Source organism: Ideonella sp. P3_A4, assembly GCF_056403075.1.
This window is the reverse complement of the sequence record NZ_JBFUGE010000644.1, coordinates 1-3,238: the sequence shown is the minus strand read 5'-3', so window position 1 is coordinate 3,238 and position 3,238 is coordinate 1. Positions and strand designations below refer to the sequence as shown.

General features: G+C 65.8%; 4 protein-coding genes. All 4 read left to right on the top strand.

What is annotated here, in order from left to right:
• Window positions 1-222 (top strand): ATPase, T2SS/T4P/T4SS family (locus AC1DYI_RS30450; RefSeq protein WP_477207855.1); only part of this gene is annotated, 222 nt, incomplete at its 5' end.
• A 174-nt stretch (window positions 223-396) separates the two neighbouring features.
• Window positions 397-861 carry a tripartite tricarboxylate transporter TctB family protein gene (locus tag AC1DYI_RS30445; RefSeq protein WP_477207854.1) on the top strand — a complete coding sequence of 155 codons (465 nt, stop codon included), beginning with the start codon at window positions 397-399 and terminating at the stop codon, window positions 859-861.
• Between the two features lie 22 nt (window positions 862-883).
• Complete coding sequence (locus AC1DYI_RS30440) at window positions 884-2,398, top strand: tripartite tricarboxylate transporter permease (protein ID WP_477207853.1); 1,515 nt, start codon at window positions 884-886, stop codon at window positions 2,396-2,398.
• 195 nt (window positions 2,399-2,593) lie between these two features.
• Window positions 2,594-3,238: MFS transporter (locus AC1DYI_RS30435; protein ID WP_477207856.1), on the top strand; the 645-nt coding region annotated here is incomplete at its 3' end.

The following is a 3,238-nucleotide window of genomic DNA, read 5'->3' as shown; positions in this document are numbered from 1 at the left end:
TACCGCGGCCGTGCAGCGCTGTATGAGCTGATGATGATGACCGAGCCGGCGCGCGCGGCCATCCATCCGCACCTGGACACCGCGCTCCTGCGTCGCCACGCCGTCAGCGAGGGCATGCAGCCCTTGCGCGTTGCGGGCTTGGCCAAGGTGGCGCAGGGCCTGACCTCGCTCGAAGAAGTGCTGCGCTGCACCCCGCGCTGGGAATCTGAGACCCCCTCCTGAGAGGGTGTTCCGCACTGCCTTGAAGGCTGCCTCACGCGGCCTGCGCCAGCGTGGCCGACGCGGCCCGCGCCGTGATCTTTCCTTACGTGTAATCCACAGCGACGCTGGCAGGGGGTCTCCCTAGAATCCGCCGCAACCCCCTGCTCCACCTCTGCATTTCCGAGGAGACGGTCCGTGAAAGTGAAAAGCCAAAAGGACTTCTGGTCCGGGCTGATGTTCATCGTCGTTGGTGGCGCATTCGCCATCGGTGCGTTGAACTACCGCTTCGGCAGTTCGGCCTTGCCCGGCCCTGGTTACTTCCCCTTCGGCCTCGGGCTGTTGCTGGCCATCCTCGGCGGCATGATCCTGTTCGAAGCGCTGACGATCGAGACCGAAGACGGCGAGCCGATCGGCGCCTTCGCATGGAAGCCGTTGGTGGTGATCATCGTATCGGTCGTGGTCTTCGGCTTCGCACTGCCGCGGCTGGGCATGGTGCTCTCGCTGCCATTGCTGGTGCTGATGTCGGCCTATGCGAGCGACGAGCACACCTGGCTCGGCTCGATCGTCAACGCGGTGATCCTGACCGTGATGTCATGGGCCGTGTTCGTGCTCGGCCTGAAGCTGACCATCCCGATGTGGCCGAGCTTCCTCGGCGGTTGATCAAGGCGAGAACGCACACACCATGGACTTGATTCACAACCTCAGCATCGGTTTCCAGACCGCGTTCACGCTGACCAACCTGCTCTACGCCTTTGGCGGTGCCGTGCTTGGCACGCTGATTGGCGTGTTGCCGGGCCTTGGGCCGGTCGCGACGATCGCGATGCTGCTGCCGTCGATCTACGCGCTGGACGCGACGCCGGCCCTGATCATGCTGGCCGGCATCTACTACGGCGCACAGTAYGGCGGCTCGACGACCGCGATCCTGATCAACGTGCCGGGCGAATCCAGCTCGGTCGTGACCGCGATTGACGGCTACCAGATGGCGCGCCAGGGACGCGCCGGCTCGGCGCTGGCCGCTGCGGGCCTGGGCTCGTTTTTCGCGGGCTGTGTCGGCACGGTGATCATCGCCGCCTTCGCGCCGCCGCTGACCGAGCTGGCCTTCAAGTTCGGCCCCTGGGAGTACTTCTCGCTGATGACGCTGGGCCTGATCGGCGCGGTGGTGCTGGCTTCCGGCTCACTGGTCAAGGCGATCGCGATGATCATCCTCGGTGTCCTGCTGGGTCAGATCAACACCGACGTGATGGACGGCGTGCCGCGCTACAGCTTCGACATTGCGGAATTGAGCGACGGCATCGGCTTCGTCACCATCGCGATGGGCGTGTTCGGCTTCGGCGAGATCATCGCCAACCTGGGCATGCCGGCCGAGCACCGCGAGGTCTTCACCAAAGACGTGAAAGGCTTGTGGCCCACCAAGCAGGACTTCAAGGACGCCTGGCCCGCGGTGCTGCGCGGTACCACCTTGGGTTCGCTGCTGGGCGTGCTGCCCGGCGGCGGCGCGTTGCTGGCCTCGTTTGCCGCCTACACGGTCGAGAAGAAGATCAAGGGCCGCCCGGGCGAGGTGCCTTTCGGCAAGGGCAACATCCGCGGCGTCGCGGGCCCTGAGTCGGCCAACAACGCCGGCGCGCAGACCAGCTTCATCCCGATGCTGACGCTGGGTATCCCGCCTAACGCGGTGATGGCGCTGATGGTTGGTGCGATGACGATCAAGGGCATCCAGCCCGGCCCGCAGGTGATGACCACCAACCCGGAGCTGTTCTGGGGCCTGATCGCGTCGATGTGGATCGGCAACCTGATGCTGGTGGTGTTGAACCTGCCGCTGATCGGCATCTGGATCAAACTGCTGACGGTGCCGTATCGCCACCTGTTCCCAGCCATCCTGGTGTTCTGCTGCATTGGCCTGTTCACACTCAACAACAACAACTTCGACGTTTATATGGCGGCGGGCTTTGGTCTGATCGGCTACCTGTTCTACAAGCTCGGCTGCGAGCCGGCGCCGCTGCTGCTGGGCTTCATCCTCGGGCCGATGATGGAAGAGAACCTTCGGCGCGCGCTGCGCATCGGGCGGGGCGACTGGTCGATGTTCCTCACCCGCCCCTTGTCGGCCGGGCTGCTGCTCGCGGCGCTTGCACTGCTGGTGGTGGTGATGCTGCCGTCGATCAAGAGCAAGCGCGAAGAGGCGTTCCAGGATGCTGATTGATCAAACAGCCGGTCTGCGAGAGCGGACCGGCGTGTGCCGGCAGGCCGCGGCCTGACCCAAACGGCCCCGCCTCGAGCGGGGCTTTGTCATCCTGCCATCCTGCACCGTGTGACAACCGAATCCGCCCCTGACGCCGCAGCCGACCCTGCGCACTCCACCTCTGCGCTGGCGCCGTTCTCGACACCGCTCTTCCGCATGCTGTGGCTGGCTTGGCTGGCTGCCAACATCACGATGTGGATGAACGACGTGGCGGCCGCCTGGCTGATGACCACGTTGACGACCAGCCCGGTGCTGGTGGCGCTGGTGCAGACGGCGTCGACGCTGCCCGTTTTCCTGCTCGGCCTGCCCAGCGGGGCGCTGGCCGACATCCTGGACCGGCGGCGCTACTTCGCCGGCACGCAGCTGTGGGTGTCGCTGAACGCCGTGGTGCTGGCGATCATGTCGCTGACCGATTCGTTGACCGCGCCGCTGCTGATCGCGTTGACTTTCACCAACGGCATCGGCCTGGCGATGCGCTGGCCGGTGTTTGCGGCCATCGTGCCCGAGATCGTGCCGCGCCACCACATGCCGCAGGCACTGGCGCTCAACGGCGTGGCGATGAACCTGTCGCGCATCGTCGGGYCGGTGGTGGCCGGCGCCATCCTCGCGGCCACGTCGAGCGCCTGGGTCTTCGTGCTGAATGCGCTGCTGGCCTTCGGTGCCTTCATCCTGATCCTGCGCTGGAAATCGCAGCACAAGGAAAGCGCGCTGCCCGGTGAGCGCTTCGTCGGTGCGATGCGCGTCGGCTGGCAGCACGTGATGCAGTCGCCGCGGATGCGGGCCGTGCTGCTGCGCATCTTC